The sequence below is a fragment of the Sanguibacter sp. A247 genome (assembly GCF_052324925.1).
In the GTDB taxonomy this organism is placed as follows: domain Bacteria; phylum Actinomycetota; class Actinomycetes; order Actinomycetales; family Cellulomonadaceae; genus Flavimobilis.
The window spans coordinates 244,283-270,062 of record NZ_JBQPRE010000003.1 but is presented as its reverse complement, the minus strand read 5'-3'; the positions used below and the strand labels follow the sequence as shown (position 1 = coordinate 270,062).

General features: G+C 70.0%; 20 protein-coding genes. 16 read left to right on the top strand and 4 right to left on the bottom strand.

From position 1 onward, the window contains the following. The first annotated feature begins 35 nt into the window (after positions 1–35). Positions 36–2,351: a RelA/SpoT family protein gene (locus tag ACTVCO_RS09415; protein WP_443728164.1), complete on the top strand. Its 2,316-nt coding sequence runs from the start codon at positions 36–38 to the stop codon at positions 2,349–2,351. On the opposite strand, the gene ACTVCO_RS09410 is transcribed toward ACTVCO_RS09415, so the two are convergent. Both ACTVCO_RS09410 and ACTVCO_RS09405 read right to left on the bottom strand, forming a co-directional pair. Further along, positions 2,320–2,922: a hypothetical protein gene (locus ACTVCO_RS09410; protein ID WP_443728163.1), complete on the bottom strand. Its 603-nt coding sequence runs from the start codon at positions 2,920–2,922 to the stop codon at positions 2,320–2,322. The two genes, ACTVCO_RS09415 and ACTVCO_RS09410, sit on opposite strands and share 32 nt — an antisense overlap. A 65-nt stretch (positions 2,923–2,987) precedes the next feature. Then, positions 2,988–4,559, bottom strand: a complete 1,572-nt coding sequence (locus ACTVCO_RS09405) for a DUF349 domain-containing protein (protein WP_443728162.1) — start codon at positions 4,557–4,559, stop codon at positions 2,988–2,990. A 206-nt stretch (positions 4,560–4,765) separates the two neighbouring features. Here ACTVCO_RS09405 and ACTVCO_RS09400 point away from each other — a divergent pair, with 206 nt between their 5' ends. The 3 genes from ACTVCO_RS09400 to aspS all read left to right on the top strand — a co-directional run bounded on the left by ACTVCO_RS09400 (position 4,766) and on the right by aspS (position 8,972). Continuing rightward, positions 4,766–5,557, top strand: a complete 792-nt coding sequence (locus ACTVCO_RS09400; RefSeq protein ID WP_443728161.1) for an MBL fold metallo-hydrolase — start codon at positions 4,766–4,768, stop codon at positions 5,555–5,557. A gap of 11 nt (positions 5,558–5,568) precedes the next feature. Next, a complete protein-coding gene (hisS, locus tag ACTVCO_RS09395) occupies positions 5,569–6,960 on the top strand; it encodes a histidine--tRNA ligase (RefSeq protein WP_443728160.1) in 1,392 nt (463 codons plus the stop codon). Positions 6,961–7,157: 197 nt separating this feature from the next. After that, on the top strand, positions 7,158–8,972 hold the full coding sequence (gene aspS, locus ACTVCO_RS09390; protein ID WP_443728159.1) for an aspartate--tRNA ligase: 1,815 nt from the start codon (positions 7,158–7,160) through the stop codon (positions 8,970–8,972). A 105-nt stretch (positions 8,973–9,077) separates the two neighbouring features. On the opposite strand, the gene ACTVCO_RS09385 is transcribed toward aspS, so the two are convergent. Together ACTVCO_RS09385 and ACTVCO_RS09380 are read right to left on the bottom strand one after the other, a co-directional pair. Next, a complete protein-coding gene (locus ACTVCO_RS09385) occupies positions 9,078–9,542 on the bottom strand; it encodes a hypothetical protein (RefSeq protein ID WP_443728158.1) in 465 nt (154 codons plus the stop codon). A gap of 2 nt (positions 9,543–9,544) precedes the next feature. Further along, the gene (locus ACTVCO_RS09380) at positions 9,545–11,779 is read right to left on the bottom strand and encodes an MMPL family transporter (RefSeq protein ID WP_443728157.1); all 2,235 of its coding nucleotides are present in this window, start codon (positions 11,777–11,779) and stop codon (positions 9,545–9,547) included. Positions 11,780–11,865: 86 nt separating this feature from the next. Between ACTVCO_RS09380 and ACTVCO_RS09375 the strand changes: the two genes are divergently transcribed. The 12 genes from ACTVCO_RS09375 to ACTVCO_RS09320 all read left to right on the top strand — a co-directional run bounded on the left by ACTVCO_RS09375 (position 11,866) and on the right by ACTVCO_RS09320 (position 25,723). After that, positions 11,866–13,236 carry a replication-associated recombination protein A gene (locus ACTVCO_RS09375; protein ID WP_443728156.1) on the top strand — a complete coding sequence of 457 codons (1,371 nt, stop codon included), beginning with the start codon at positions 11,866–11,868 and terminating at the stop codon, positions 13,234–13,236. Between the two features lie 146 nt (positions 13,237–13,382). Next, a complete protein-coding gene (gene rpsD, locus ACTVCO_RS09370) occupies positions 13,383–14,009 on the top strand; it encodes a 30S ribosomal protein S4 (RefSeq protein WP_443728155.1) in 627 nt (208 codons plus the stop codon). A 173-nt stretch (positions 14,010–14,182) separates the two neighbouring features. Further along, entirely contained in the window at positions 14,183–14,617 is a 435-nt protein-coding gene (locus ACTVCO_RS09365) for a DUF948 domain-containing protein (RefSeq protein ID WP_443728154.1), read from the top strand. Further along, positions 14,614–15,033: a hypothetical protein gene (locus ACTVCO_RS09360; RefSeq protein WP_443728153.1), complete on the top strand. Its 420-nt coding sequence runs from the start codon at positions 14,614–14,616 to the stop codon at positions 15,031–15,033. The genes ACTVCO_RS09365 and ACTVCO_RS09360 overlap by 4 nt, the downstream gene beginning before the upstream one ends. Positions 15,034–15,110: 77 nt before the next feature. Next, a complete protein-coding gene (alaS, locus tag ACTVCO_RS09355; protein WP_443728152.1) occupies positions 15,111–17,798 on the top strand; it encodes an alanine--tRNA ligase in 2,688 nt (895 codons plus the stop codon). Next, a complete protein-coding gene (gene ruvX, locus ACTVCO_RS09350) occupies positions 17,795–18,301 on the top strand; it encodes a Holliday junction resolvase RuvX (protein ID WP_443728151.1) in 507 nt (168 codons plus the stop codon). Before alaS ends, ruvX begins: the two co-directional genes overlap by 4 nt. 16 nt (positions 18,302–18,317) lie before the next feature. Next, on the top strand, positions 18,318–19,514 hold the full coding sequence (mltG, locus tag ACTVCO_RS09345; RefSeq protein WP_443728150.1) for an endolytic transglycosylase MltG: 1,197 nt from the start codon (positions 18,318–18,320) through the stop codon (positions 19,512–19,514). Then, positions 19,511–20,362, top strand: a complete 852-nt coding sequence (locus ACTVCO_RS09340; protein ID WP_443728149.1) for a shikimate dehydrogenase — start codon at positions 19,511–19,513, stop codon at positions 20,360–20,362. Before mltG ends, ACTVCO_RS09340 begins: the two co-directional genes overlap by 4 nt. A 168-nt stretch (positions 20,363–20,530) precedes the next feature. Beyond that, positions 20,531–22,204: a GspE/PulE family protein gene (locus ACTVCO_RS09335; RefSeq protein ID WP_443728148.1), complete on the top strand. Its 1,674-nt coding sequence runs from the start codon at positions 20,531–20,533 to the stop codon at positions 22,202–22,204. A 91-nt stretch (positions 22,205–22,295) separates the two neighbouring features. Beyond that, positions 22,296–23,957: a PilT/PilU family type 4a pilus ATPase gene (locus ACTVCO_RS09330; RefSeq protein ID WP_443728147.1), complete on the top strand. Its 1,662-nt coding sequence runs from the start codon at positions 22,296–22,298 to the stop codon at positions 23,955–23,957. Then, positions 23,957–25,183, top strand: a complete 1,227-nt coding sequence (locus ACTVCO_RS09325) for a type II secretion system F family protein (RefSeq protein WP_443728146.1) — start codon at positions 23,957–23,959, stop codon at positions 25,181–25,183. The genes ACTVCO_RS09330 and ACTVCO_RS09325 overlap by 1 nt, the downstream gene beginning before the upstream one ends. 138 nt (positions 25,184–25,321) lie before the next feature. Next, positions 25,322–25,723 carry a prepilin-type N-terminal cleavage/methylation domain-containing protein gene (locus ACTVCO_RS09320; RefSeq protein ID WP_443728145.1) on the top strand — a complete coding sequence of 134 codons (402 nt, stop codon included), beginning with the start codon at positions 25,322–25,324 and terminating at the stop codon, positions 25,721–25,723. Positions 25,724–25,780 lie beyond the last annotated feature (57 nt).

Sequence of the window (25,780 nt, the reverse complement as noted above, 5' to 3'; positions counted from 1 at the left end):
AGCGCCCCGGGTGCGGGGACAGGCGGGAGGGTGAGATGGCAGACGACGCAAAGGTCCCGACCCCTGCCCGACGCGCGTCCGGGGGGGCGCCTACGGCGGCCACGCCGGCCCGGACCTCGACCCTCATGCGCTGGCTGACGCCGCGAGCGGGCGTCTCGCCGGCTATCGAGCCCGTGCTGCAAGCGGTGCGCACCAATCATCCCAAGGCTGACCTCGGCCTCCTCGAACGCGCTTACGTCACCGCTGAAAAGGCGCACCGCGGCCAGAAGCGTCGCTCGGGCGATCCCTACATCACCCACCCCGTCGCGGTCGCGACGATCCTCGCCGAGCTCGGCATGACCGAGCCGACGGTCGCAGCGGCGCTGCTGCACGACACCGTCGAGGACACCGATTACTCGCTCGACCAGCTGACGCGCGAGTACGGCGACGAGATCGCGATGCTCGTCGACGGCGTGACAAAGCTCGACAAGGTGAAGTTCGGGGATGCCGCGCAGGCCGAGACGGTCCGCAAGATGGTCGTCGCGATGTCGCGCGACATCCGAGTGCTCGTCATCAAGCTCGCCGATCGCCTCCACAACGCTCGCACCTGGAAGTTCGTGCCCGCGGAGTCGGCCGGGCGCAAGGCCCGCGAGACGCTCGAGATCTACGCGCCGCTCGCACACCGCCTCGGCATGAACACGATCAAGTGGGAGCTCGAGGACCTCTCGTTCCAGACCCTCTACCCGAAGGTCTACGAGGAGATCGTGCGGCTCGTCGCCGAACGCACCCCGGCGCGCGAGGAGTACCTCACGGTCGTGCGCGAGCAGATCATGGCCGACCTGCGCTCAGCGAAGATCAAGGCGACGGTCACGGGGCGGCCCAAGCACTACTACTCGGTGTACCAGAAGATGATCGTGCGCGGGCATGACTTCGAGGACATCTACGACCTCGTCGGGACGCGAGTCCTCGTCGACTCGGTGCGGGACTGCTACGCGGCGCTCGGCGCGCTGCACGCGCGATGGAATCCGGTCCCGGGCCGGTTCAAGGACTACATCGCGATGCCGAAGTTCAACATGTACCAGTCGCTCCATACGACGGTCATCGGCCCCGGCGGCAAGCCCGTCGAGATTCAGATCCGCACGTTCGAGATGCACCGGCGCGCCGAGTATGGCGTCGCCGCACACTGGAAGTACAAGGAAGCCGCTAAGCCGGGTGCGGGCGGCCCCGACGCGGGTGCGAGCGACATGCAGTGGTTGCGTCAGCTCGTCGACTGGCAGCGCGAGACCGCGGACCCGACGGAGTTCCTCGACTCGCTGCGGTTCGAGATGGCGGGCCAGGAGGTCTACGTCTTCACGCCGAAGGGCGAGGTGATGGCGCTGCCGGCCGGGTCGACCCCGGTCGACTTCGCGTACGCGGTCCACACCGAGGTCGGGCATCGAACGATGGGCGCGCGCGTCAACGGGCGGCTCGTCTCGCTCGACTCGACGCTCGACAACGGGGACGTCGTTGACGTCCTCACCTCAAAGTCTGAGACCGCCGGGCCGAGCCAGGACTGGCTTGCGTTCGTCAAGAGCCCCCGGGCGCGCAACAAGATCAAGCAGTGGTTCTCCAAGGGGCGCCGCGAAGAGGCGGTCGAGCACGGCAAGGAAGCGATCGCGAAGGCGATGCGCAAGCAGAACCTGCCGATTCAGCGACTGCTCAGCCACGAGGCACTTGCTGGCCTCGCCTCCGACATGCGGTACGCGGACGTCTCGGCGCTGTACGCGGCCGTGGGCGAGGCTCAGGTCTCGGCGCAGACGGTCGTCACGCGCCTCGCACAGTCCTTCGGTGGCGAGGAGGGCGCGCAGGAGGACCTCGCCGAGGTCGCGCTCCCCGGCGGGCCGCGACGCAGGTCGCGTCAGGGTGACCCCGGCGTCGTCGTCAAGGGCGTCGAAGACATCTGGGTCAAGCTCGCGAAGTGCTGCACGCCCGTTCCGGGCGACGAGATCGTCGGCTTCATCACCCGGGGGCAGGGCGTCTCGGTGCACCGCGCGGACTGCGTCAACGTCGAGGCTCTGCGCGACCAGCCCGAGCGGTTCGTCGACGTCGCGTGGAGCTCGGGTGCGAGCACGCTGTTCCTCGTGCAGATCCAGGTCGAGGCGCTCGACCGTGCGCGGCTGCTCTCGGATGTCACCCGTGTGCTCTCGGACAACCACGTGAACATTCTGTCGGCGTCCGTCTCGACCTCCTCCGACCGTGTCGCGACGTCACGGTTCGTCTTCGAGATGGCCGAGCCGGCTCACCTCGCGACGGTTCTCAAGGCGGTCCGCAAGGTCGAAGGCGTCTTCGACGTCTACCGCGTCACCGGATCGCGCGCGGTCCACAAGGGCTGACGCGCGCGCTCAGCGTTGCGACGATGTCCGCGGACTCGGAGGTGAGCGGCCCGTGAGGCTGCTCGTGCACGCGGGTGCGTAGCTCCTCGAGGTCGAGGAGCCCGGTTGCGTAGAGGCGTTCGAGCGCGGGCAGCGACTCGGAGCGGGCGACGTGCCGCGTGAGGTCGAGCGCGGTGCGCAGCGGGCTTGTGATGCGCAGCGACCCGACTCCGGCGACGTCGTCGGGTGCGAGGGTCGCCTGGTGCGTCTGGATGCCAGCGCTCAAGGGCGGCCGGTGCGCGCGGGGGGAGTAGAGGACCGTGAGCGGGGTCGGCGCGCCATGTCCCGTATGGACCCACTCGGCGCTCAGGCGCCCGACGACGGTGCGTGGGGGGATCCGCGGTCCGATCGCGAGAAGTCGGTCGGTCGGCGTTGTCACGAGGCCCGGCAGCACACCGATGCCCGGTGCGAGGGTGAGGAGGTGCCCGCTCGCGTGGAGGGAGTCGAAGGCGATCTCGCCCCCCACGTCCTGGGGGCGGACGGTGCGGGGAGCCGTGTCCGGTGGTGGTGTGAGGAGCCGACGCAGGAGCATGGACCCCAGAGTGGACGACGGCCCCGGTGGATCACCACCGGGGCCGTCGAGTTGTGGATGACGGATCAGCCGCGGGCGTCCTGCGCCGCGCGGACGATCTGCTCGAGCCACGCACGCTTGGCCGTCACGGCCTCGTCGATCGTGCGGACGGCGCGGTCGTCGCCCTTGGCGCGAGCGGCCTCGAGGTCAGCCTCGAGCTGCGCGATGGACTCTTCGAGCTGAGCCGCGGCGCCCTCGGCGCGCGCACGCGTCTCGGGGTTGGTGCGCACCCACTGTGCCTGCTCCGAATCACGGATCGTGGTCTCGACGGCGCGCAGGCGGGCCTCGACGCGGCCCATCGCATTGCGGGGGACCTTGCCTGCTTCTTCCCAGCGCTCCTGGATGTCGCGCAGCGCGGCCTTGGCCCGGCCGAGGTCGGTCACGGGCAGGAGCGCCTCGGCCTCGACGAGCAGGGCTTCCTTGACCGTGAGGTTGGACTCGTACTCGGCGTCGAGGGCGGCGTTGTCAGCGTCGCGAGCGGCGAAGAAGCGGTCCTGGGCGCCGCGGAAGCGGGCCCACAGGGCGTCGTCGTCCTTGCGGTTGGCGCGGCCCGCGGCCTTCCACTGGTCCATGAGAGCGCGGTATGCGCCAGCGGTCGCGCCCCAGTCGGTCGAGGTCGCGAGCGCCTCGGCCTCAGCGACGAGAGCCTCCTTGGTCGACTTTGCCGAGGAGTTGCGCGTCTCGAGCTCGGCGAAGAAGTGACGGCGTTCGCGGTCGAATGTCGTGCGGGCGTGGCTGAACCGCTTCCACAGCGACTCCTCGGTGGGGCGGTCGATGCGCGGTCCATTGCGCTGCGCGGTCTTCCACTCGTCGAGGAGCTGGCGGAGGCGGTCGCCCGAGGGACGCCACTGGATGCGTGACGGGTCGGTCCCGGCGATCTCTTCGGCGGCCTCGACGATCGCGGTGCGGCTTGCGACCGCGGCGGCGCGGGCGGCGGTCCGTTCGGCGTCGAGCTCCGAGCGACGCTGTGCGGCGCGTTCGCGCACGCCGTCGAGGCGTGCGCGCAGCGCGGCGAGGTCGCCGACGGCTGACGGCTCGGCGAGGTCCTCGGCGAGGCGCGCGAGAGTCTGGTCGATCTCCTTGACGGCGAGGTCGGCGGAACCGAGACGCACCTCGAACAGAGCGACCTTCGACTGGATCTCGAGGAATCGGCGCACGTAGAGGGCCATCGCCTCGTCGGGGCTCACCCCCGGGAACTGGCCGACGGCGCGCTCGGTCTCACCCTCGCGCACGTAGACGGTTCCGTCGTCGTCGACGCGGCCGAAGGCGGTCGCGGCGAGGGCCTCAGCGGCGTCGTCGGGAACGCTCAGGGGGGCAGCCTCGGCGGGACGTGCCTGGGCGATCGCGGCGGGTGAGGGGACGGGACGCGGCATGGGGCGCGGCGTCGGACGAGGCGTAGCGGGCGCGGCCGGGGCGGGGGTCTCGGCGGACTCCGCGGGCTCGGGTGCCGACGTGGGCGTCGCCGCCTCCGTCGTGGTCTGCTCGGACGCGGGAGCCTCGGCGGCCTGAGCAACCTCGGTGGCCTCAGCGGTCTCGGGAGCGGTGCCCTCGGTGGGCTCGACGGCGGAGTCGTCGGCGGTGGGGGTGGTCTCGGACACAGGGCATCACTCCTCGGGTTGTGACGCGTGACGGTCGGCGCGACCGGGACGGCATCAGCGACTGTCCCCGTGAGGGGACCGGTGGGCGCCGCCTCAGTGATGAACACGGCCGTGTCCAGTCTAGGCATGCTGAAGCCTTCGCGTGCGCGCGACGGGGCGCCGTTCGCCGCCGGATGACGTGCGCGTGAGGTCGCTAGCCTGGGGCCATGGCTGTCACTGGCGTTCCCACGTTCCGTCTCACGACCCTCGTCGCTCCCGTTCTCGGAGCGTCGTGCTACGTGATCTCGGCCGCTGGATCGGGTCCGTGCCTCGTCATCGATGCGGGTGGGGGCGTCGCTCCGGCTCTCTCCGAGCACCTGGCCGCGAACGGGCTCGAGCCGGTTGCGGTGCTCGCGACGCACGGGCACCTCGACCACGTGTGGGATGCCGCGCTCGTCGCCCGCGACGCGGGCGTGGCCGTCGTGCTCCACGACGACGACGCGCACCGGCTGACGGACCCGTTCGGGACCCTCGACCCGTCGGGGCCGAGTGGCCCGCTCGTCCAGGTGCTCGTGCAGCAGGGTGTTCGCCCAGACGAGGTGCGTGTCCCCGAGCGGGTCGTGACGTTCACGGGGGAGCGGACGAGGATCGTCGGGCCGGGCGGGCTTGTCGGCACCGCGGTCCTCGGTGGCCTCACGCTCGACGCGGTGCATGCGCCGGGCCACACGCAGGGGTCGACGCTCTACGTCGTCTCGGGGGTGCCCGACGACGCGTCCGTCCTGCCGCACCCGGGGCGTCCGCGTGGCGCCCGAGCGTCGACGGTCTTCTCGGGCGACGTGCTCTTCGCGGGGAGCGTCGGGCGCACCGACCTTCCCGGGGGCGACCCCGCGGTCATGGCGGCTACGCTGCGCGGGATCGTCGGGGCGTTGCCCGCCGACGCGCTGATTCTGCCGGGTCACGGCCCCGCGTCGACCATGGCCCACGAGACGGCGACGAACCCTTACCTCGCGCGCCGGTAAGATCGGGGACCATGGCCCGCCCCACCCCCCTGTCCGGATTCCCCGAGTGGCGCCCCGAGGGGCGCGTCGTCGAGCAGCACGTGCTTGACGTCCTGCGTGAGACCTTCGAGCTCCATGGTTTTGCTGGGATCGAGACGCGTGCGGTCGAGCCGCTCGACCAGCTCCTGCGCAAGGGAGAGACCTCCAAGGAGGTCTACGTGCTGCGCCGCCTCCAGGAGGAGGAGGGCGCCGAGCCGGACAAGCAGCTGGGTCTGCACTTCGATCTCACGGTTCCGTTCGCGCGCTGGGTGCTCGAGAACGCTGGTCACCTCGCGTTCCCGTTCAAGCGCTACCAGATGCAGAAGGTGTGGCGCGGCGAGCGCCCCCAGGACGGCCGGTTCCGCGAGTTCATCCAGGCCGACGTCGACGTGGTCGGTGACGGTGAGCTGCCCTACCACTACGAGGTCGAGCTCCCGCTCGTCATGGCGGACGCGCTCGGCCGGCTCCGCGAGATCGGCGTGCCCGAGGTGCGCATCCTCGTGAACAACCGCAAGGTCGCCGAGGGCTTCTACCGCGGTCTGGGACTGGACGACGTCGAGGCAGTCCTGCGCACGATCGACAAGCTCGACAAGATCGGGCCGGACGCGGTCGCTGAGCTCCTTGCGACCGAGGCGGGCGCGAACGCTGCGCAGGCTGCCGCGTGCCTCGCTCTCGCGGCGATCTCGGGCTCCGACATCACGGTCATCGACCGGGTCCGCAGTCTTGCCGAGTCGCAGGGCGCGGTGACAGATCTCCTCGAGGAGGGGCTCGCAGAGCTCGGTGCGCTCGTCGCGGCGGCTGCGGTGCGTGCGCCGGGCGTCGTGATCGCTGACATGAAGATCGCGCGCGGTCTCGACTACTACACGGGCTCGGTCTACGAGACCGTGCTCGTCGGACACGAGGGACTGGGGTCGATCTGCTCGGGCGGGCGCTACGACACGCTCGCCTCCGACGGCAAGCGCACCTTCCCTGGCGTCGGGCTCTCGATCGGCGTCTCGCGTCTTGTCTCGCGGCTGCTCGCCGACGGTCTCGTCACGGCGTCGCGCGGGGTCCCGAGCGCGGTCCTCGTCGCGGTGAACGACGAGGCCGAGCGGCCGGTGTCCGACGACGTCGCAGCGGCGCTGCGCGCACGCGGGATCGCGTGCGAGGTCGCCCCGTCGGCCGCGAAGTTCGGTAAGCAGATCCGTTACGCCGACCGCCGGTCGATCCCGTTCGTGTGGTTCCCGCCGACGCCCGAGCACGAGCGTGCCGATGGCACGGTCGTCCCGGCTCAGGGTCACCAGGTGAAGGACATCCGCTCGGGGGAGCAGGGCGACGCGGATCCGTCGTCGTGGGCGCCGCCCGCGGCAGATGCCCGGCCGTCCGTTCGCGCCGCACGCGACTAGAGGTTCTCGCGTCGACGCCGGCAGATGCCCGGCGTCGACGACCCGTCGCACCATCGGTGTCCGGGACCGCGCGCCGTGGGACGACGCGGGCCGAGGATACGATGGGCGGCGTGTGCGCCGCCTCGCGGCGTGCACTCATCCCGCGGCACCGCCCCGTCTCGGCGGACTGCCTCCAGCTTCCCGGAAGGAAGATCTCAGTGCTCCGCACACACCCCGCCGGCTCCCTCAGGGCCGAGCACGCCGGTCAGACCGTCACCCTCACGGGCTGGGTCGACCGTCGCCGTGACCACGGTGGCGTGGCCTTCATCGACCTGCGTGATGCCTCGGGCATCGCCCAGGTCGTCATTCGTGACGAGGCCGTTGCTCACCCGTTGCGCGCCGAGTACGTGCTCCAGGTGACCGGAACGGTCAACCCGCGCCCTCATGGCAATGAGAACGCGAACCTGCCGACGGGCGCGATCGAGGTCGTGGCCGACGTCGTGACCGTGCTCAACGAGTCCGCTCCGCTGCCGTTCCAGGTGTCGACCGCGCTCGACGGAACCGAGCAGATCGGTGAGGAGGCGCGTCTGCGCCACCGCTACCTCGACCTGCGCCGTCCCGCGCCCGCGGCCGCGCTGCGGATGCGCGCCAAGGCGAACGCCGCTGCGCGTCGCGTGCTCGACGCTCACGAGTTCGTCGAGATCGAGACGCCGACGCTCACGCGCTCGACGCCCGAGGGCGCGCGCGACTTCCTCGTCCCGGCGCGCCTCGCGCCCGGCTCGTGGTACGCGCTCCCGCAGTCGCCTCAGCTGTTCAAGCAGCTGCTCATGGTCTCCGGCATGGAGCGTTACTACCAGATCGCGCGCTGCTACCGCGACGAGGACTTCCGCGCCGACCGCCAGCCCGAGTTCACTCAGCTTGATGTCGAGATGAGCTTCGTCGAGCAGGACGACGTCATCGAGGTTGCCGAGGAGATCCTCGTCGAGCTGTGGCGCCTGGGTGGGCACGAGATCTCGCTGCCGATCCCGCGCATGACGTTCAAGGACGCCATGGAGCGTTTCGGCTCGGACAAGCCCGACCTGCGCTTCGGGCTTGAGCTCACGGACCTCACCGCCTACTTCGCCGACACGACGTTCCGTGTCTTCCAGGCGCCGTACGTCGGCGCGATCCGCTTCCCCGGCGGCGCTGCGACGCCGCGTCGTGGGTTTGACGCGTGGCAGGAGTGGGCCAAGCAGCGTGGGGCTCGCGGTCTCGCGTACGTGACGTTCGGGGCCGACGGCGAGCTCGGCGGCCCGGTGGCGAAGAACCTCTCCGACGCCGAGCGCGAGGGCCTTGCCGCCGCGACAGGCGCCGAGCCCGGTGACGCGGTGTTCTTCGCCGCGGGCCGCGCGACGGACTCGCGTGCGCTCCTTGGTGCCGCTCGTCTCGAGGTCGGGCGCAAGGCCGGGCTCATCGACGAGTCGGCCTGGGCGTTCGTGTGGGTCGTGGACGCGCCGCTGTTCAAGCCCACGGGTGAGGACGACGACGTCGCGGTGGGCGAGGGCGCCTGGACGGCAGTCCACCACGCCTTCACGTCGCCCACGCCCGAGTGGATCGACACGTTCGAGGAGAACCCGGGCGAGGCTCTCGCGTACGCGTACGACATCGTGTGCAACGGCAACGAGATCGGTGGCGGCTCGATCCGTATCCACCGCCGGGACGTGCAGGAGCGCGTCTTCCGGATGATGGGCATCGGCGAGGAGGAAGCGCAGGAGAAGTTCGGCTTCCTGCTCGACGCGTTCAAGTTCGGCGCGCCCCCTCACGGCGGTATCGCGTTCGGCTGGGACCGCATCCTCATGCTGCTCACGGGTTCGGACTCGATCCGCGACGTCATCGCGTTCCCGAAGTCCGGCGGCGGCTTCGACCCGCTCACGCAGGCGCCTGCGCCCATCACGGCGCAGCAGCGCAAGGAGGCTGGGGTCGATGCGTCGGCGCCTCGGCCCAGGGGTGAGACCCCCGCGGCCGCGGACTCCCAGGAGCCAGCGGGCGCCTAGCGGCTCCGTCCACGACGCCCCGGTGCGCGCTCACGCGCGGGCCGGGGCGTCGTGCGTCGCCCGGCGAGGGGTGCCGTGCGTGGTGCGGCGCCCGTGGGCGATCCGCTAGATGATCCGGCGCCTGGCCGTCGCGTCGGGGCCGAAGCTCGGGTGCCGACGGGCAGGGTCGTCAAGGGCGAGCTCGAGACACGGGGCGACGGGACGCCGCCGGACGTGGCGTCGCCACAGGACGCCGAGCGTGACGAACGCGGCGACCGTGAAGAACCAGTGCGCACCCGCGACGGTCGTCCAGGCCTGGAGGTTGCGCAGGAGCACCTCGATGTCACTCGCGTCGAGTGCGTCGTCGCGGGACTGGAACGCGGCGATCCACCACACGAGCTCGTAGGCGCCGACGACCGTCGTCAGGAGGACGAGCCAGTGCCGCCGCACCCTGTGGCGGGACCGAGCGGACTCGTGCTCGGCGATGCGTGCGTCGTTCCGTCGCGCGAGGAGTGCTGCGGCGAGCATCCGCTCGGCCTGGTCGCGCTGCGCGGCGTCCGCAGCGTCGACGGCCTCGGGGACGTCCGCCACGGTCAGTGCTCGATCCCGAAGCGGGTGTGCAGGCGCCGCAGCGGCGCGGGTGCCCACCAGTTGTGGGTTCCCAGGAGCGTCATGGTGGCGGGGACGAGCAGCATGCGAACGAGGGTTGCGTCGAGCGCGACCGCGAAGGCGAGGGCGAAGCCCACCTCCTTGATGACGAGCAGGTCTCCCGCGACGAATCCGGCGAAGACAACGACGATGATCGCGGCGGCCGACGTGATGATGCGTCCCGAGCGTTGCAGCCCGAGGCGCACTGCGGCCTCGGGCTCGTGGCCCGCATCGACGAGCTCCTTGATGCGGGCGAGCAGGAAGACCTCGTAGTCCATCGCGAGGCCGAAGGCGAACGCGAGGACGAGCGCGAAGACGTAGGTCTCGATGCCGCCGGTCGACGCGAAGCCGAGGATCCCCTCGAGCCAACCGTCCTGGAACGCGAGGACGAGCACCCCCATCGAGGCCGCGAGGGAGAGCGTGTTCGTCAGCAGCGCCTTGGCCGGGACGACGATCGAGCCCGTCATGAGGAAGAGCAAGAGGAACGTCGCGACCGCGACGATGCCGATGGCCCAGGGGGCACGGGCGGTGAGCGCATCGAGGAAGTCGACCTGACTGGCGGCCTGGCCCGTGACCCATGCGCGGTGGGGCGGGTCGAGCGCACGGATCTCGCGGACGGCCCGGGCGGAGTCGGCGCCGCCCGCGTCGTCGTCGACCGTGTCGACCGAGAGAACGGCGTACGAGCCGAGGGCCGAGGGGCCGCGGACATCGAGGACGAGGGGCAGCGCCTTGAGGTCGCCTGCCCAGCCGGCCGCCTCCTCGAGCGTGCCCTCGACGACGACGACGAGGTCGGAGCCGGCGGTTGCCGGGTACTCGACCGAGAGCTGCTCGACGAACTGCCGCTGGGAGTCCGAACGCGGCAAGAGGTCGACGCCCGAGCTGCGCAGGTGGAGATGTCCGAGGGGGAGTGCCATCGCTCCGAGCAGGACGACGCAGCCGACGAGCACCCACCAGGGTCGGCGCTGCACGCGCTCGGCGAGGCGCGAGAAGACGCCCTCGTCGCTCTCCACGTCGGCGGTCCCGGCAAGGACCCGTGAGAAGGCCGGGATGCGGGTGAGGATCCCGGGGCGTTCGAGGCGGGCCCCTGCGAACAGCAGGAGGGTCGGAACGAGGGTGAGGGCGGTGGCGACCGCGATGAGGACGATCGCGAGGCCCGCGACGCCGATCGCGCGCAGGATCGTGGGGTCGAACACGACGAGGCCCGCGATCGACATGGCGACGGTGAGAGCCGAGAACGCGACGGTGCGCCCAGCGGTCGACATCGTGCGGACGAGTGCCACCTGGACGGCGCCGTCGCCGCGGCGCCGTCGCCTGGCTCCGCTCGCCTCGTCGGCGCGGGCGCGCGTGAGCTCTTCGCGGTAGCGGGACACGATGAGCAGGCCGTAGTCGATCGAGAGGCCGATCGAGAGCAGGGTGACGACGTTGACGAGCGAGGAGTCGACGTCGATGACGTAAGTGAGCGCGTAGACCACGCTGAGCCCCGCGCCGATCGAAGCAAACGCCCCGACCAGGGGCATCGATGCGGTGAGGAAGCCGCCGAAGACGAGGACCATGACGAGCAGCGCGATGGGCAGTGCGATGAGCTCGCCCGTCACGAGGTCCGTCTTGATCTGGTCGGTGACCGCGTCGAGGACGAGCGAGGCGCCTCCGACGAGTGTCGTGGCTCCCGGTGCGGCTGCCGCGAGGGCGTCGCCCGCCGCGTCGAACGCCGTGACGACGGAGCGTTCGGTGACGGCGCGCGCGTCGTCGTCGAGTGCGGGGTCGAGCTCGGCGACCATGACGAAGCCCGTCCCGGAGACGGCGAGCAGGGGAGCGGCGGCAGGGTTGGCGATGCCGTCGGGCAGGGCATAGGGGTCGACGACGCTCGCCACGCCCGGAACGGCCGCCACCGCGGTGCGGGCCTCGGCGACGGGCGCCGCGAGCGCGTCCGAGGCCGGGTCGACGCCCGTGACCATCATGGTGATGGTCGGGCCTGAGGTCGTGTTCTCGGCGAGGATCTGGTTGCCGGCGGCGCTCTCGGAGCCGGCGATGACCGGCTCGCCCGTCGTGAGGCGGTCGAAGAGGTTCCCGCCGCCCGTTCCGAGCAGCGCGAGGACGAGTCCGAGCGCAGTGAGGAGCGCCCATACCGCCAACGATCTGCGGGGGTGGCGGATGAGACGTCGACCGAGCGTTGCGAACACGAGCCCCACTATCCCATCGTGAGGACTGTGGCCGCCACGACGCCCGGGAGGTCGGGGGCTGGGCTCCTGCACCGTAGGCTCGGGCCATGGACCTGTTCGAGACTGCGGGCACGGATGCCGTGGGCGTCCCGGAGCCGTCACGCGGCGCGCCGCTCGCGGTGCGGATGCGGCCTCGCTCGCTCGACGAGGTGGCGGGGCAGGCGCACCTGCTCGAGCCCGGGTCTCCGTTGCGCAGGCTCGTGGAGCCTGCGGTGGCCGCGGGGCGGGCGGCCCCGTCGTCGGTCGTGCTGTGGGGCCCGCCGGGGACCGGCAAGACGACGCTCGCGTACCTGGTGGCGCGCGCGTCGGGGCGCCGGTTCGTCGAGCTCTCGGCGGTGACGGCGGGCGTCAAGGACGTGCGGACCGTCATCGAGGACGCGCGGCGCAGGCTCGTCGCGGGCGGCGACGAGACGGTGCTGTTCGTCGACGAGGTCCATCGCTTCTCGAAGACGCAGCAGGATGCGCTGCTGCCGAGCGTCGAGAACCGGTGGGTGACGCTGGTCGCGGCGACGACGGAGAACCCGAGCTTCTCGGTGAACTCCCCGCTGCTGTCGCGTTCCCTCCTGCTCACGCTCCAGCCCCTGTCGGACGACGACGTGCGCACGCTCGTCGAGCGTGCTGTGGCCGACGATCGCGGCTTGGGCGGCGAGGTCGAGCTCGACGAGGACGCGCTCGACCACCTGCTCCGCCTCGCCGGAGGCGATGCCCGCAAGGCGCTCACGGTGCTCGAGGCCGCGGCGGGCGCCGCGCTCGACTCGGGCGGTCGTGGTGCGCGCATCGATCTCGAGACGATCGAGAAGGCCGTCGACGTCGCCGCGGTGCGCTACGACCGCGACGGCGATCAGCACTACGACGTCATCTCGGCGTTCATCAAGTCGATCCGTGGCTCGGACGTCGATGCCGCCCTGCACTACCTCGCGCACATGATCGTGGCAGGGGAGGATCCGCGCTTCATCGCGCGTCGGCTCGTCATCTCGGCGGCCGAGGACATCGGTCTGGCGGATCCGAGCGCGCTGCAGACAGCGACCGCGGCGGCGCAGGCGGTTGCGCTCATCGGGATGCCGGAGGGTCGCATCGTCCTCGCCGAGGCGGTCGTGCACCTCGCGACGGCCCCGAAGTCGAACGCCGCCTACCTCGGGATCGATGCGGCGATCGCCGATGTCCGAGCCGGGCGCGCGGGCTCCGTGCCCGTGCATCTGCGTGATGCTCATTACTCCGGCGCGAAGCGTATGGGGCACGGCGTCGAGTACCTGTACGCGCACGACGAGCCGCACGCTGTCGCGGCTCAGCAGTACTTGCCGGACACGCTCGTGGGCGCGCGCTACTACGAGCCGAGCGACCGAGGCTTCGAACGCCAGGTGGGGCAGCGGCTCGAGGCGGTCCGCGAGATTCTTGCTCGCGCCCCTCGTCAGGTATGATCGACAGGTTGCCCATGCGGGCACGCCTGGGACCTCGGCCCTGTTGCTGCTCCTCGTCGCCTGACGAGCGCGCGGCGCGTCGGCTGGTCCCGCACTCGGTCTGCCGAGTGTGACGTCAATATTCTCCACGACAGGATGGATCTACCGTGTCCTCTGTGACCCGTTCGCGCCGCCAGGTGCGTCTGAGCCGTGCCCTGGGCATCGCGCTCACCCCCAAGGCCGTCAAGCACTTCGAGAAGCGCCCCTACCCCCCGGGTGAGCACGGCCGCGCCCGTCGTCGCACCGAGTCGGACTACGCGGTCCGCCTCCGTGAGAAGCAGCGTCTGCGCGCGCAGTACGGCCTCCGCGAGAAGCAGATGGCCCGTGCGTTCGAGGTTGCCAAGAAGGACTCCGGTCTGACCGGTGAGGCGCTCGTCGAGTTCCTCGAGACGCGTCTTGACGCGCTCGTCCTTCGGACGGGCTTCGCCCGCACGATCCTTCAGGCCCGCCAGGCCGTCGTGCACCGTCACATCCTCGTCGACGGCAAGATCGTCGACCGCCCCTCGTTCCAGGTGAAGCCGGGCCAGACGGTCCAGGTCAAGCCGAAGAGCCAGGCGACCGTCCCCTTCCAGGTGGCCGCTGCCGGTGCGCACCGCGACGTCCTTCCGGCCGTCCCCGCGTACCTCGACGTCCAGCTCGAGAAGCTCTCGTTCACGCTCGTGCGCCGTCCCAAGCGCGTCGAGGTTCCCGTGACGTGCGAGGTCCAGCTCGTCGTCGAGCACTACTCGCGCTGATCGCCCCGAGTTTCTTCGCCGGACGCCCCGCCGCTGCACCGCAGCGAGCGGGGCGTTCGCGTACCCCCACCCATGCGGGAGCGGCGCACGTCGCTCCTCGGAGCGTTCTGCGCTCGGCAGGTAGAGTGACCGGGTGCCCCGGACCGGGGTCCCCGCACCGGAAGGACGCACGGATGAATTCTCTCGGAGACGTCGCTGGACTCATCGCCGCGATCGCGTTCGTCCTGCTCGTCGGCCTGCTCGCGGTGCCGCTGCTCAAGCTCGGTCGCGTTCTCGACGAGACGCGCGACGCGGTGCGAGAGCTCACGGAGCACACGGTTCCGATCCTCGACGAGGCCATGACGACCGTTGCCGAGACGAACACCCAGCTCGCGAAGGTCGACACGGTGACGACGTCGGCGGCCCAGGTCGCCGAGAACGTCTCGGCGCTCACGGGGCTGTACGCCTCGGTTCTGGGCGGGCCCCTCATCGCGGTCGCGAGCACGGCGCACGGGATGCGCAAGGCTCTTGCGCGCGCGTCCGCACGCGTGCGCGGCCTCGACCCGGACGACGCGGTACCCGCGAGCCCAGCACCTGACCTCCGTGGTCGTCGGGGCGGCCTCCGATGAAGCGACTGTTCTGGGTTGCTGTCGGCGCAGGCGCCGCGATCGTTGTCGCACGGCGCGTGGGCGTCTTGCGCGAGCGTTACAGCCCGCCGGCGGTCGTCGACCGCGCGGTCAAGGGGGCGAGCGCACAGGCCACGACCGTCATCGGGCGGGTGCGGGAGGCCGCGGCCGCGTTCGGGAGCGACCTTGCTGAGGCGCGTGACCGGCGCGAGGCCGAGCTCCATGCGGCGCTTGCGGCTGAGGGCCGGGCGCCCGCTGACCGCACGGACGCCCGGGGCCAGGCGCGCCACCTGCGTGAGCAGGCGCGCAGCGCGGCACGGTGGGACGCCGAGCGCGTCGATCCGCAGACGTCGGGCGGGGACTACCCCGGCCGCACGACGCGGGTCGACGACGAGGACGACCTCCCGTACTCCTTCTAGGGCCCCTCGGGCCCTACCCTTGACCTGCGGCGCGTGAGCGCCGCCCCATGCACGACCACACGACACACGAGGACACCATGCGTACCGCCGACATCCGCCAGCGTTGGCTCGACCACTTCGAGGGTCGAGGACACCACATTGCGCCGAGCGCATCGCTCATCTCGCCGGACCCGTCGCTGCTGTTCACCGTCGCCGGCATGGTGCCCTTCATCCCCTACATCATCGGTACGGAGCCCGCGCCCTACCCGCGCATCGCCTCGGTCCAGAAGTGCATCCGGACGAACGACATCGAGAACGTCGGGCGCACCACGCGTCATGGCACGTTCTTCCAGATGAACGGCAACTTCTCGTTTGGCGACTACTTCAAGGAAGGTGCGATCGACCTGGCGTGGGAGCTGCTCACGACCTCGCAGGAGTCGGGCGGCTACGGTTTCGACGGCGACCGCATGTGGGTGACGCTGTGGGACCAGGACACCGAGTCGTTCGACGTCCTCACGCGCAAGATCGGGCTCGACCCCCAGCACATCGTCCGGCTCCCGCGCGAGGAGAACTTCTGGGACACGGGCCAGCCCGGCCCCGCGGGGCCGTGCGCGGAGTTCCACTACGACCGCGGTCCGCAGTACGGCCCCGACGCAGTGGGGGGCAACGTCGACCCGGGCGGCGACCGCTACCTCGAGATCTGGAACCTCGTCTTCGACCAGTACCTGCGCGGCGAGGGGCGGGGCAAGGACTATCCGCTGCTGCGCGAGCTCGACCAGAAGGCGATCGACACCGGTGCGGGCCTCGAGCGCATCGCCTTCCTGCTGCAGGACAAGCAGAACATGTACGAGATCGACGAGGTCTACCCCGTCATCGCCGCTGCCCAGGAGCTCACGGGCAAGGTGTACGGGAACGGCGGCGAGGACGACGTGCGGATGCGCGTCATCGCTGACCACGTGCGGTCCTCGCTCATGCTCGTGGGTGACGGCGTGCGCCCGTCCAACGAGGGGCGCGGGTACGTCCTGCGTCGTCTGCTGCGCCGCACGGTCCGTTCGCTGCGCCTGCTCGGCGTGCAGGAGGCCGTGCTGCCGCACCTGCTCCCGGTGTCGCGCGACCAGATGATGGCGTCCTACCCGGAGATCGGTGCGGACTTCGACCGCATCGCTGACGTCGTCTACGGCGAGGAGGACGCGTTCCTGCGCACGCTCGCCTCGGGCACGACGATCCTCGACACCGCGGTGTCGAAGGCTGTGGCCGCTGCTGGCGACGGCACGCCCGTCCTCGGCGGCAGCGAGGCGTTCGCGCTGCACGACACGTACGGCTTCCCGATCGACCTCACGCTCGAGATGGCAGCCGAGCACGGCGTGCAGGTGGACGAGCCCGCGTTCCGCTCGCTCATGGCGGAGCAGAAGGCGCGCGCGCGTGCCGACGCTGTCGCCAAGAAGGCGGGCCACACCGATCTCGCGGCATGGGAGTCCATCAGGTCCGCCATGGCGGCGCCCGTCGCGTTCCTCGGGTACACCGAGTCGACCGCGCGCGGCTCGATCGTCGGCCTGCTCGTCGACGGCGTGCCCGCGCCCGCGGCGACGGCCCCGGCGAACGTCGAGATCGTGCTTGACCGCACGCCGTTCTACGCCGAGGCCGGCGGCCAGCTCGCGGACGAGGGTGTCATCCGTCTCGACGGCGGCGCCGTGGTCGAGGTCGACGACGTCCAGGCTCCCATCAAGGGGCTCAACGTCCACCGGGGGCGTCTCGTCGACGGGACGCTCACGGTCGGCGAGTCGGGCCAGTCGACGATCGACACCGCGCGACGCGGTGCGATCGCGCGCGCCCACTCGGCGACGCACCTCATCCACAAGGCGCTTCAGGAGTCGCTCGGCAAGGACGCGACGCAGGCGGGCTCGGAGAACGCACCGAGCCGTGTGCGCTTCGACTTCCGCAGGGGCTCGGCCGTCCCGGGCTCGGCTCTCGCCGAGATCGAGGAGCGGGTCAACGCGCGCCTCCAGGAGGACCTCGAGGTGACCGAGGCCGTCATGACGCTCGACGAGGCTCGCGCCTCGGGGGCCATGGCGCTGTTCGGCGAGAAGTACGGCGAGCGCGTCCGTGTCGTCTCGATCGGCGGGGACTGGTCACGTGAGCTGTGCGCGGGAACGCATGTGCAGCGCTCGGGCGAGCTCGGGCTCGTCACGCTTCTCGGTGAGTCGTCGATCGGCTCGGGTGTGCGACGTGTCGACGCGCTCGTCGGAGCGGGTGCCTACGCGTCCCACGCGAAGGAGCGCGCGATCGTCAACCAGGTGTCGGGGCTCCTTGGCGCGCGTGGCGACGAGGTCGCCGAGCGGGTCGCGGGCCTCATGGCGCGACTCAAGGACGCGGAGAAGGAGCTCGCGACCCTGCGTCAGACGCAGCTGCTCGCGGGTGCGGGGACCCTCGCGTCGTCGGCCACCGACTCGGCCGGCGTGCGCGTCGTGGCGCACGACGCGGGCGAGGTCGCCGGAGCCGATGACCTCCGTGCGCTTGCGCTCGACGTGCGCGGCCGCCTGGGCGACGCGTCCGGCGCGGTTGTCGCGGTTGCGGGAACGACGGGGGGCAGGCCCCTCGTCGTTGTCGCGACCAATGGCGCCGCGCGCGACGCGGGCGTTCGCGCCGGTGCGCTCGTCAAGGAGGCCACCGCCGTCCTCGGCGGCGGCGGCGGCGGCAAGGACGACCTCGCGCAGGGTGGCGGGACGGATGCGTCTGCGGTGGGTGCGGCTCTCGAGGCCGTGACTGCGGCGGTCGCAGGCCGATGACCGACGGGCTCGTGCGGGGCGCTCGCCTCGGGGTCGACGTGGGCTCGGTCCGCGTCGGCCTCGCGGCGAGCGACCCCGACGGTCTCGTCGCGACCCCGGTCGAGACCCTGGCGCGCGACGCCGTGCGTGCCGACGGCTCGGTGCCGTCAGATCTTGTGAGGATCGCTTCCGAGGTCGGTGAACGCGCCGCAGCCGTGGTGTACGTTGGCTTGCCGAGGCACCTCAAGGGGACTGAGGGCGCCGCTGCCGAGTCTGCGCGTGCATATGCGGAACGGCTCGCGGTTCTCGTGGCTCCCGTCGAGGTTCGTCTCGTCGACGAGCGGATGACCTCTGTCTCGGCGCACCAAGCGCTTCATGCGTCGGGACGCGCGGGACGGAAGCATCGTGCGGTCGTCGACCAGGTGGCTGCCGTCATCATTCTGCAGACCGCCCTTGACGGCGAGCGCGCGAGCGCCCGCCGTTCCGGCATCCTCGTCGACGTCCCAGTTCCGTCCGACGACTGAAAACGAAGGACCGAGCGTGACCGACCTGTTCCCCCAGCCCGAACCCAGCACGGCGCCAGCAGCGCAGTCCGCGCGTACCCGAGCTGCGAGCCGGAACAACCCGGCGGCCCGCCGCCGTCGCAAGCAGCGGCGCACGCGCCTCGCGGTCATCCTTGTCGCGTGCCTCGCGATCGTCGGCGGCGCGGGCGCGTTCCTCGCGAAGTCGCTCCCGGACATGTTCGAGTCGAAGCCCGCGGCTGCTGCGGACTTCGAGGGCCCGGGTGCGGGCGAGGCGCTCGTCAAGGTGCCCCGCGGGGCGTCGAGCTCGGCGATCGGGGCGGCGCTCGTCGACGCCGGGGTCGTGAAGTCGCAGGAGGCGTTCACCGAGGCGCTCACCGCGCACGCGACGGCCAACGGTAAGTCTGCGGTGCTCAGCTACGGCACGTACTCGCTCAAGACGGGCATGCCCGCGAAGGACGCGCTCGCCGCGATGCTCGACCGCAAGAACCTCAAGCAGGACGGCGTGACCGTCCCGGAGGGGCGTTGGGTCTCGGAGACGTTCGAACGCCTCTCGACGGTCACGGGGATCCCCCTCGCCGACTTCGAGAAGGCGGCCAAGGACACCGAGGCGCTCGGCCTTCCCAAGGAGGCCAACGATGACCTCGAGGGATGGCTCGCCCCGGCGACGTACCCGTTCGAGGAGGACACGACGGCCGTCGACCTGCTCACGACGATGATCGCGAAGCAGGTGACGGTCCTCAAGGACCTGGACGTCGAGATGAAGGACGCGCAGGAGCTCCTGACCAAGGCGTCGATCGTCGAAGCTGAGGCTCCGGCTGATCACCGCGGCAAGGTTGCGCGCGTCATCGAGAACCGTCTTGAGCAGGGCTGGACGCTCGGCATGGACTCGACGATCCACTTCATCAACGGCAAGCGCACGGCGGACATGTTCACGTCGAACGCCGACACGAAGATCGACAACCCCTACAACACGTACAAGTTCTCGGGCCTCCCTCCGGGCCCCATCGGCTCGCCCGGCAAGGCGGCTCTTGAGGCGGCGCTCAACCCGGAGCCCGGTGAGTGGATGTTCTTCACGACCGTCAACGGCGAGACCGGTGAGACGGACTTCGCGGTCACGGATGCAGAGCGTCAGGGATCGCTCGCGAAGCTGCGCGCCTGGCAGAAGGACTACAACGAGCGCATGGCCAAGAAGGAGAAGGAGGAGTCGGAGTGAAGCGTGCGGGCGTCCTCGGACACCCCATCGAGCACTCGCTCTCTCCCGTCCTCCACCGTGCCGCGTACGCGGCTCTCGGGCTCGACTGGCACTACGACCGGCACGACGTCCCCGAGGATGGCCTGAGCGCCTTCCTCGAGTCGTGCGGGCCGGAGTGGATGGGCTTGAGCCTCACCATGCCGCTCAAGCAGACGATTCTCAGCATGTGCGACCACGTCGAGCCGCTTGCCGAGGTGGTGGGCGCGGTCAACACGGTCCTGCTGCAGACGTCGGGCCGCGTGCGCACGGTTGTGGGCGCAAACACGGACGTCCACGGAATCGTCGCCGCGGTGCGCGAGGCCGGGTACGTCGCCCCCGACGGGCGCCGGGCGCGCGCCGTCGTGCTCGGCGCGGGCGCGACCGCGGCCTCGACGCTGGCCGCCCTCGGCGAGCTGGGCATCACCGACGCGTCCGTGCTTGTGCGTTCCCTCGCGCGCACCGGTTCCCTCCGGCGCGCCGCACATCGGATGGGCGTCGAGCCGACCTTCGGTCGGCTCGACGACGCGCCGGCGGTGCTTGCTGACGCCGACCTGGTGATCTCGACCGTGCCCGGCACGGGCGGGGACGCGGTGGCCGAGGGCATCGCGGCGCGCGGCGCCGAGATGCCCGGCCTGCTGCTCGACGTCGTCTACGACCCGCGCCCCACGCCGCTGCAGTCAGCGTGGCTGAGCCTGGGCGGCACGTCTGCGCCGGGGGAGCGGATGCTCCTGCACCAGGCGGCCGAGCAGGTCCGGCTCATGACGGGGCACCCCGCTCCGCTCGGAGCGATGAGCGATGCGCTCGAAGCGGAGCTCGCTGCCCGCGCCTGAAGGCGGCGTTCGTCGCTCAGGCCATACCGCGTTCCCCGGCGCGGACCGCGACGTGCGCGACGTCCCTTTGGAGATCCTGTGCAAAGCGCGCCCGAGACTTCAGGCGCGGCCCTCGCCTGCCGATAACGACTGTTGCACCGTCCGGTGTGCGATGGAGGGACGAAGAAGATGAAGCAGCTCGGGGAGATCCTGCTCGAGGAGGGACTCGTTGACGAGTCCCAGCTCATGCACGCGCTCGACGTCCAGATCGAACGGGGCTCCTCCCTCGGTCGGGTGCTCGTGGAGCTGGGCATCCTCAACGAGGAGAACCTCGTGCGTGCGCTCGCGCAGCAAGTGGGGCTCGAGTACGTCGACCTCGACGAGTACCCGGTGGACCGGGCGGCGGTCGCGCTCGTCTCTGCCGCGGTGGCTCGCAAGTACACCGTTCTGCCGATCCAGTTCCGCGACGATGTGCTCGTCGTCGCGATGTCTGACCCGGGCAACGTCATGGCGCTCGACGACATCCGGCAGACCGCGCGCATGCAGGTCATGCCCGTCGTTGCGTCGCACGACAACCTCGGCCGTGCGATCGACCGTTACGTGCGCGCGGACCACGAGATCGACGAGCTTGCCGGCGCGCTCGAGGAGGAGCAGGACGAGGTTGAGATCGACCTGTCCAACCTCGGCAGCTCCGTGGCTGACGACGCGCCGATCGTGCGGTACGTCAATCTTCTTGTCACCCAGGCCATCACTGACCGTGCGTCGGACATCCACATCGAGCCGACCGAGAAGGACCTCCGCGTGAGGTACCGCATCGACGGCGTTCTTCACGAGATGCAGCGGTCGCCCAAGCAGATCGCTGGTGGCGTCATCTCGCGCGTGAAGATCCTCTCGGACATTGACATCGCTGAGCGTCGCAAGCCTCAGGACGGCCGCATGTCGGTCACGCACAACGGCAAGAAGATCGACCTCCGTGTCGCCACGCTGCCGACGGTGTGGGGCGAGAAGATCGTCATGCGAATCCTCGACAACTCCACGGCGCGCCTCGACCTGCGCGACCTGTCGTTCAGCGAGTCGAACTTCCAGATCTACCAGGAGTCGTACAAGAAGCCGTACGGCATGATCCTCGTGACCGGCCCGACGGGCTCGGGCAAGTCGACGACCTTGTACGCGACGCTCAACGCTGTCTCGAAGCCCGAGATCAATGTCATCACGGTCGAGGACCCGGTCGAGTACCGGCTCGACGGCATCAACCAGGTGCAGGTCAACCCCAAGGCGGGCCTCACGTTCGCGAGCGCGCTGCGGTCGATCCTGCGTTCTGACCCTGACGTCGTGCTCCTCGGCGAGATCCGTGACCACGAGACCGCGCAGATCGCGATCGAGGCGGCACTCACGGGTCACCTCGTGCTCTCGACGCTCCACACGAACGATGCGCCCTCAGCTGTCACGCGTCTCGTCGAGATGGGGATCGAGCCCTTCCTCGTCGGCTCCGCGCTCGATTGCGTCGTCGCGCAGCGTCTTGCGCGCAAGTTGTGCGAGAAGTGCAAGGAACCGTACATCCCTGCCGACGAGGAGCTCACCGGAGCACGGTTCCCGTGGATCGCGGGGGAGCAGAAGCCAGTTCTTCAACGCCCCGTCGGCTGCACGACATGCTCTGGAACCGGATATCGCGGGCGTCTCGCGCTTCACGAGGTCATGCAGGTGACCGAGGCGATCGAGCGTCAAGCGGTCGCCGGAGCGTCGTCAGCAGACATCGCGCGCGACGCGCAGTCCGCGGGGATGCAGACGCTGCGGCACGACGGCTGGGAGAAGGTCATCGAGGGCCGCACGACGATCGAGGAGATTCTGCGCGTCGTCGCGTAGGGCTCGGTGACCGGGCGAGGCTCAAGTCGAGCGGCAAGTACGCCGATAATCGCTGCGTGCGTAGTGTGCGCCGCGGAACGAGAGGTTTTCGATGAACGACACGATGCCACCGTCAGACTCTCGGTGGACCGCTCAGGGCTTCCCTGGGCGCTCAGATGCAGGGTCTGCTGCGGCGCAGTGGGCGCCCTCGGGTGCGGGAGCCGCGGGAGTCGCCCCACCGCCGAGTGCCGCAAGCGCGTTTGCGGTCGGGATGGGACGCGTCGAGGCCCCCGCTGCTGCGCCTGTGGTTCAGCGGACGCCGGTCGCGAGCTTCCTCCCCGACGGTGTCGCTCCGGCTGCGCCGCCCCAGGAGATGCGTCGGGCGCCGGAGGCTGTGAGCCCCATGAAGCCGACGATGTCGAGTTCGGCTCCTACCGGAGCGCCGGGTGGCGCGCCCGCGTCGTGGAGCCAGCCGCCCGCAGGCGTCGCGCCTCAGCGCCCCGCTGCGGCCGCTGCGTCGGCGACCCTGCCCGCGGCACCGCAGGGTCCCGCCGCGCAGCAGGCCCCGGCCCAGGCCGCGCAACGGCCTGCCCAGGCCGCGACGGGCGTCTCTGGTAGCGCGCGCGTCGCGCTCTCGCAGGGACTCGAGGAGGGCGACGTCGACATCGACTCGCTCCTGCGCGACGTGGTCACCTATCGCGGCTCAGACCTGCACCTCACGGCGCGCTCGGCCCCGAAGATCCGTCGTGACGGCGCGCTCGTCGACGTCGACGGGTACCCGGAGCTCGAGAGCATCGGTCTGCGTCGCTCGATCTATCGGATCCTCACGCAGAAGCAGCGCGAGACGTTCGAGGAGAACCTCGAGCTTGACTTCGCATATCAGGTGCGTGGCGGGTCGCGCTTCCGTGTCAACATCTACCAGCAGCGTGACGCTGTGGGTGCGGCCTTCCGCGTGATCCCCTCGGAGATCAAGGCGCTCGAAGAGCTCGGTGTCCCGCCCGTGGTGGGCTCGTTCGCCAACCTGCCGCGTGGTCTCGTGCTCGTCACGGGCCCGACGGGTTCGGGCAAGTCGACGACGCTTGCGGCGATCGTCGACCTGGCGAACCGCACACGAGCCGACCACATCATGACGGTTGAGGACCCGATCGAGTTCCTGCACCCGCACAAGAAGTCGCTGGTCAACCAGCGCGAGGTGGGCACGGACACGCATTCGTTCGCCCAGGCGCTCAAGCACGTGCTGCGTCAGGACCCCGACGTCATCCTCATCGGTGAGCTCCGCGACCAGGAGACGATCTCGACCGCGCTCACCGCGGCTGAGACGGGTCACCTCGTCTTCGCGACGCTGCACACGCAGGATGCGGCACAGACGATCGACCGCGTGATCGACGTCTTCCCGCCCTCGCAGCAGGACCAGATCCGCGTTCAGCTCGCATCGACGATCCGCGGTGTCGTCTGTCAGACGTTGTGCAAGCGTGCGGACGGACCGGGGCGCGCCGTCGCGACCGAGATCATGATCGCGACGCCCGCGGTCGGCAACCTCATCCGTGAGGGCAAGACCCACCAGATCTACTCCTCGATGCAGGCGGGCAAGGCTGAAGGCATGCACACGATGGACCAGCACCTCGCTGACCTCGTGCAGCAGGGCCGGATCTCGTACGAGACAGGGTTGGAGAAGTGCCACCATGTCGAGGACTTCAACCGACTCTCGGGCCGCTCGGGCGGCATGGCTGGCGGCGGGTTCAACAATGATGCTGCTGTCATGGGAGGCTTCTGATGTCTAACATCGGTACGAAGCAGTACGAGTACACGGTTCGTGACACCAAGGGTCGAATCGTCAAGGGCCGGCTCGAGGCGGCCAACGAGGCCGCCGTTGTCGGGCGCCTGCGGACCATGGGTCTTGCGCCCATGTCGATCGATGAGGTCAAGACGTCGGGTCTCCAGCAGGAGATCTCTTTCGGCGAGGGCAAGGTCGGGCTCAAGGACCTTGCGGTCATGTCGCGTCAGTTCGCGACGATGGTCTCGGCGGGCCTCTCCCTCCTGCGCGCGCTCAACATCCTCGCCGACCAGACCGAGAACAAGAAGCTGGCCACGACGCTCGGTCAGGTGCGCAACGACGTCGAGACCGGTGGTTCGCTCTCGAGCGCGATGCGCAAGTTCCCGGATGTCTTCCCGCCCCTCATGGCGAACATCATCCGCGCTGGTGAGACGGGTGGATTCCTCGAGAAGGCGCTGCTGTCGGTGGCGAGCAACTACGAGGCTGAGGTCAAGCTCCGCGCCAAGATCAAGTCGGCCATGACGTATCCGGTGGTCGTGCTGTTCATGGCGATCCTTGCGGTCATCGGCATGCTGCTGTTCATCGTTCCCGTCTTCGAGAAGATGTTCGACGGCCTGGGCGGGACGCTGCCGGCCCCCACGCTCTTCCTCGTCTGGCTCTCGGGTGTGATGAAGTGGCTCGCTCCCGTGCTCGTGGTCGCGGCGATCGTGTTCATGGTGTGGTGGAACAAGAACAAGAACTCGGACGCGGTGCGCTCGAAGGTTGATCCCGCGAAGATCAAGATGCCCGTCTTCGGCTCGCTCTTTCAGAAGGTTGCGATCGCTCGGTTCACGCGTAACTTCGCGACGATGCTCGGCGCTGGTGTTCCGATCCTTCAGGCCCTCGACATCGTCGGGGAGACCTCAGGCAACTGGGTCATCGAGAAGGCGATCGAAGATGTCCAGAGCTCGGTCCGGAACGGACACGCGCTCTCCAAGCCGCTTGCGCAGCATCCCGTCTTCCCACCGATGGTCGTGCAGATGATGGCGGTGGGTGAAGACTCGGGTGCGATGGAGACGATGCTCCACAAGGTCGCGGAGTTCTACGACCAGGAGGTCGAGGCCGCGACGGAGCAGCTCACTGCACTCATCGAGCCGCTCATGATCGCGTTCCTCGGCGTGGTCATCGGCGGCATGATCGTCGCCCTCTACATGCCGATCTTCTCGATCTTCGAGCTCATGGGCTGAGCACGCGAAACTCGTCAGAAGTTTCTTGCGTCACATGCTCAAGTCCCCGGCTCTTGCTGCCGAAGTAGGGGGTGGCGCACAGGCCGGGAACGGCTTGAGCCCCACCACCACTCAGATCAGAACTGCAAGGAGATCATCATGATCGCTCGCGTTTCCAAGGCTCTCAACAAGAAGGACGGCGACAAGGGCTTCACCCTCGTCGAGCTCCTCGTCGTCGTGATCATCATCGGCATCCTCGCCGCGATCGCGATCCCGCTCTACATGGACCAGCAGAAGAAGGCCGCTGACGCCGCTGCGAAGTCCGACCTCGCCAACGCGCGCATCGCGATCGCGACCGCGCTCGTCGACGACCCGACCGCGTTCCCGGCTGACCTTGCTACCGCTGGCTTCAACGGCTCTGACGGTGTCTTGTCGTCGATCGTGACGTCGGACATCGGCGCTGGAACGTTCTGCCTCGAGGCCACCGCTGCCAACGGCAAGGTCAAGACGTTCTCGACCAACGAGACCGGCAAGATCTTCGAGTCGGCCGACTGCTCCTGATTCTAGGATCACTCGTGTCAACGCGGGGCGCCTCCACGGCGCCCCGCGTTGGCGTGT